At 75.7% G+C, this 4535-nt stretch carries 4 protein-coding genes; all 4 read left to right on the top strand.

The features are described 5' to 3' along the window. Positions 1-1746: thiol reductant ABC exporter subunit CydC (gene cydC / locus ACIQOV_RS28850; protein ID WP_401053439.1), on the top strand; the 1746-nt coding region annotated here is incomplete at its 5' end. A gap of 81 nt (positions 1747-1827) precedes the next feature. Then, positions 1828-3642 carry a GAF domain-containing protein gene (locus ACIQOV_RS28855; protein ID WP_401053441.1) on the top strand — a complete coding sequence of 605 codons (1815 nt, stop codon included), beginning with the start codon at positions 1828-1830 and terminating at the stop codon, positions 3640-3642. A gap of 244 nt (positions 3643-3886) precedes the next feature. Beyond that, positions 3887-4300 carry a hypothetical protein gene (locus ACIQOV_RS28860; protein WP_401053443.1) on the top strand — a complete coding sequence of 138 codons (414 nt, stop codon included), beginning with the start codon at positions 3887-3889 and terminating at the stop codon, positions 4298-4300. Beyond that, positions 4290-4535 (top strand): hypothetical protein (locus tag ACIQOV_RS28865; RefSeq protein ID WP_401053445.1); only part of this gene is annotated, 246 nt, incomplete at its 3' end. The genes ACIQOV_RS28860 and ACIQOV_RS28865, both read left to right, overlap by 11 nt.

Here is a 4535-nt window from a genome sequence, read left to right on the forward strand (position 1 = left end):
GGCGGCACCACCCCCCGGCTGGCGCTCTCGATCCTGCTCGGCGCGCTCGCCCTCGGCTGCGCCGTCGCCCTGATGGCCACCTCCGGCTACCTGATCTCCCGGGCCTCCGAGATGCCGCCGGTGCTCTACCTGATGATGGCCGTCACCTCGGTACGGGCCTTCGGCATCGGCCGCAGCGTCTTCCGCTACGCCGAGCGGCTGGTCTCGCACGACGCGGTGCTGCGCACCCTCGGCACCCTGCGGGCCGCCGTCTACCGGCGGCTGAGCGCGCTCGCCCCGGCCGGACTGCCCGCCTTCCGGCGCGGCGACCTGCTCTCCCGGCTGGTCGCCGACGTGGACGCGATCCAGGACCACTACCTGCGCTGGCGGCTGCCGGCCGCGGTGGCCGGCCTGGTCGCGCTGGCCTCGACGGTGGCGATGACCGCCTTCCTGCCCGCCGCCGGGCTGGTGCTCGGCCTCGGGCTGCTGCTCGCGGGCGTGCTGGTGCCCGCCCTGGCCGCCCGCTGGTCGGCCGGTGCCGAACGGCGCCAGGCCCCGGCGCGCGGGCGCCTGGCCACCGCCGTGGTGGACGCCTTCACCGGCACCGCCGAGCTCACCGTGGCCGGCGCCCTGCCCGGCCGGCTGGCCGCCGTCCGCACCGCCGACGCCGCGCTGACCGGGCTGGCCGCCCGCTCGGCCGCCACCACGGCACTCGGCACCGGGCTGATCGCCCTGCTCACCGGGCTGACCGTGACCGCCGCGGCCGCCGTCGGCGTCCAGGGGGTGCGCGACGGGGTGCTGGCGCCGGTCTGCCTGGCCGTGGTGGTGCTGACCCCGCTGGCCGCCTTCGAGGCCGTCACCGGGATGCCGCTCGCCGTCCAGGCCCGCCAGCGCAGCCGCGCCGCGCGGGCCCGGCTGGACGAGGTGCTGAACGCTCCGGTGCCGGTCACCGAGCCGGCCGACCCGGTGGCGCTGCCCGAGCAGCCGCTGCCGGTCGCGGTGCGCGGGCTGACCGTCCGCCACCCCGGGCAGGCGGTGGACGCGCTCGCCGGGGTGGACCTCGACCTCGCCGCCGGGCGCCGGATCGCCGTGGTCGGCCCGTCCGGCTCCGGCAAGACCACCCTCGCCCAGGCGCTGCTGCGCTTCCTGGAGCCGAGCGCCGGGACGGTGCGGTTCGCCGACGGCCGTCCACAGGCTGTGGACAGCCGCGCGCTGGCGGGCGAGTCCGTCCGCCGGGTGATCGGGCTCTGCGCCCAGGACGCCCACGTCTTCGACAGCTCGCTGCGGGAGAACCTGCGGCTGGCCCGGCCGGAAGCGGCGGAGGACGAGCTGCGCGCCGCGCTGGCCGGCGCCCGGCTGCTGGAGTGGACCGAGGGACTGCCGGACGGCCTGGACACCATGGTCGGCGAGCACGGCGCCCGGCTCTCCGGCGGCCAGCGCCAGCGGCTGGCACTCGCCCGGGCCCTGCTCGCGGACTTCCCCGTCCTGGTCCTGGACGAGCCCGCCGAGCACCTCGACCTGCCCACCGCGGACGCCCTGACCGCCGACCTGCTGGCCGCCACCGAGGGCCGCACCACGGTGCTGATCACCCACCGGCTGGCCGGGCTGGACGACACCACGGTGGACGAGGTGCTGGTGCTGGACGGCGGGCGGGTGGCCGAGCGGGGCCGCTGGTCCGAGCTGGTCGCCGACCCGGACGGGCGGCTGCACGCGATGTGGCGGCGGGAGCGGGAGGCGGACGGACTGCTGGAGCCGGTGGGCCGGTAGCCGCGCGGCCCGTCGTACTGCCCGCCGTACTGCCCGTCGCGCCGCCCTTCGGCTGAAAAGCGTACAAACTAGGCTTTCTCCATGGACCCCACGCCGGACCTCCCCGAGGCCACGCCCGAGCCGACACCCCATCGGGTGCCCGAGATCGCCTCGCTGGGGCTGGACACCCTGGTCACCGAGGTCGCCGAGCGCCTCCAGTCGGCCGCCGCGGTCACCGACCGGATGCAGCGGCTGCTGGAGGCGGTGGTCTCGATCGGGGCCGGGCTGGACCTGCACGCCACCCTGCACCGGATCGCCGTGGGCGCGGCCGAACTGGTCGACGCCCGGTACGCGGCGCTCGGCGTGATCGCCCCCGGCGGCACCGGCCTGGCCGACTTCATCCACGTCGGGGTCGACGACGGGACCGCCGGCGAGATCGGCGAACTGCCCGCCGGCCGGGGCATCCTCGGCGTGCTCATCGACCGCCCCGAGCCGCTGCGGCTGACCGACCTCGGCGCCGACCCGCGCTCCTCCGGGTTCCCCCCGCACCACCCGCAGATGAGGACCTTCCTGGGCGTGCCGATCCGGGTCCGCGCGGAGGTGTTCGGCAACCTCTACCTCACCGAGAAGAAGGGCGGCGGGGCCTTCACGCCCGAGGACGAGCAGGTGGTGCACGCGCTCGCCGCGGCGGCCGGTGTGGCCATCGAGAACTCCCGGCTGTACGAGGAGGGCCGCCGCCGCGAACGCTGGATCGCCGGCGCCGCCGCCGTCACCACCGCCCTGCTCTCCGCCGAGCAGGCCGAGACCGCGCTGACCGTCGCGGCCGAGCAGGTGCGGGAGCTGGCGGACGCCGCGCTCGGCATGATCCTGCTGCCGACCGGCCCGGAGGACGGCGACGAGGGCGACGGGCAGATGCGGGTCGCCCACGCCTCCGGTGAGCTGGCCGAGTTCGTGCGCGGCGAACTGCTGCCCAGGGAGAGCTTCGCGGCCCGGCTGCTCGCGGGGGAGAGCGTCTACCTGGACGACATGTCCAGCGACCCGACCGTGGTGATCCGGCTCGCCCGCCGCTTCGGCCCGTCCATGGCGGTGCCGATGGTCGCCGCCGGGCGGGTGCTCGGTGGGCTCTGCGTCTGGCGCCCCTGCGGAGCGGTGCCGTTCACCGACAGCGAGAAGCAGCTCGCCGAGACCTTCGCCTCGCAGGCCGCGCTCGCCCTGCGGCTCGCCGAGGGCCAGCGCGACCAGCAGCGCCTGGCCGTCTTCCAGGACCGCGACCGGATCGCCCGCGACCTGCACGACCTGGTGATCCAGCGGCTGTTCGCCACCGGGATGATGCTGGAGAGCGCCGCCCGACGGGCGGTCGTCCCCGAGGTGAAGGTCGGCATCGGCAAGGCGGTGGACGAGCTGGACGCCACCATCCAGGAGGTCCGCACCACCATCTACGCCCTCCAGCACGACAACCACGGCGACGCGCCGGACACCCTGCGCACCCGGGTGCTGCGCGAGGCCAGCCAGGCCGCGGCCGCGCTCGGCTTCAAGCCCGCGGTGAGCTTCGTCGGGCCGGTGGAGAGCCTGGTCGGCGAGAACACCGGCCGTCAACTGCTGGCCGCCCTCCGCGAGATGCTCTCCAACACGGCCCGGCACGCGCGCGCCTCCCGGGTCGGGGTGGAGATCGACGCCACCACCCACCTGGACGAGGACGGCCGCCCGGTGGGTGGCGACCCGGAGTCGCTGGACCGGGGCGGGCGGCCGGGCGTCCTGCTCACCGTGACCGACGACGGGGTGGGCATCCCGCGGGGCGGCCGGCGCAGCGGCCTGCTCAACCTCACCCGGCGCGCCGAGGCGCTCGGCGGCGACGCCTGGCACGAGAGCGGGCCGTACCGCAAGGGGACGATGGTGCGCTGGACCGCCCGGCTCTGAGCGTTCCAGGGCGGTTCCCGGCCGGTTGCCGGTCGGTTCCGGAGCGGTTCCGGGCCGGTTCCGGGCCGCTTCCGGAGCGGTTCCGGAGCGGTTCCCGATCGAGACGCGTGAAAGTTAAACGAGAGAGAACTTCCCGACCAACGGCGCAAGTTGTGAACGTTCTGGGCTTTCGGGGGCTCCGTGTGCACACATAGCTTTACTCCGCTCGGAGGGGAATCCGGAGGGCAACCGGACGGAGGGGGCAGTGAACGCTGCCGGCCGCGGCTACACCGCAGCAGGGGCAAGTCGAGGGGGGTTCCGCGCCGAACGGGCGGCGGACGGGCGCTACCGCTGGCAACTGAAGGCGCCCAACGGACGGGTGGTCGCGATCACCCCGGCCGCGTTCGAGACGGCCGGCGAGGCCGAGCGGGCCTTCGACGGCCTGCGGGTCGTGGCGGTCGAACTCACCGCGCGGATCACCCACGTGCGGGAGGGCATCGGCTGGATCTGGGTCGTCCCGGGTTCGCGGGCCCTGCCCGAGGTGCGCTCCAGCCGCGCGTACGAGCGGTACGCGACCTGCCAGAACGCCTTCCGGCGGTTCGTGGTGCTGCTCTCCAAGCAGCCGCCGCGCGAACTCCCGGAACCCGCGGTGCCGTTGAGACGCACCGATGGCCGCTGAGCGGCGCGGTCCGCGACTGCTGATCGTGCCGGCGGCCGACCGCTGCCTCGGCTGGGCGCTGCGGGCCGCCAACGGTCGGCCGCTCGGGGTCGGGGTGCGGACCTACCGGAGCGAGGAGGAACTCGCCGAGTCGGTCCGGGAACTGCTGATCGAGCGGGCCGCGCTGCGATGTTCGGTCGGACAGTCCGAGGGGCGTCAGTGGGTCTGGGCCGCCTACCTGCCGGTGCGCAGCACC

The sequence above is a fragment of the Kitasatospora sp. NPDC091257 genome, assembly GCF_044757675.1.
Classification (GTDB): Bacteria; Actinomycetota; Actinomycetes; order Streptomycetales; family Streptomycetaceae; genus Kitasatospora; species Kitasatospora lactacystinica.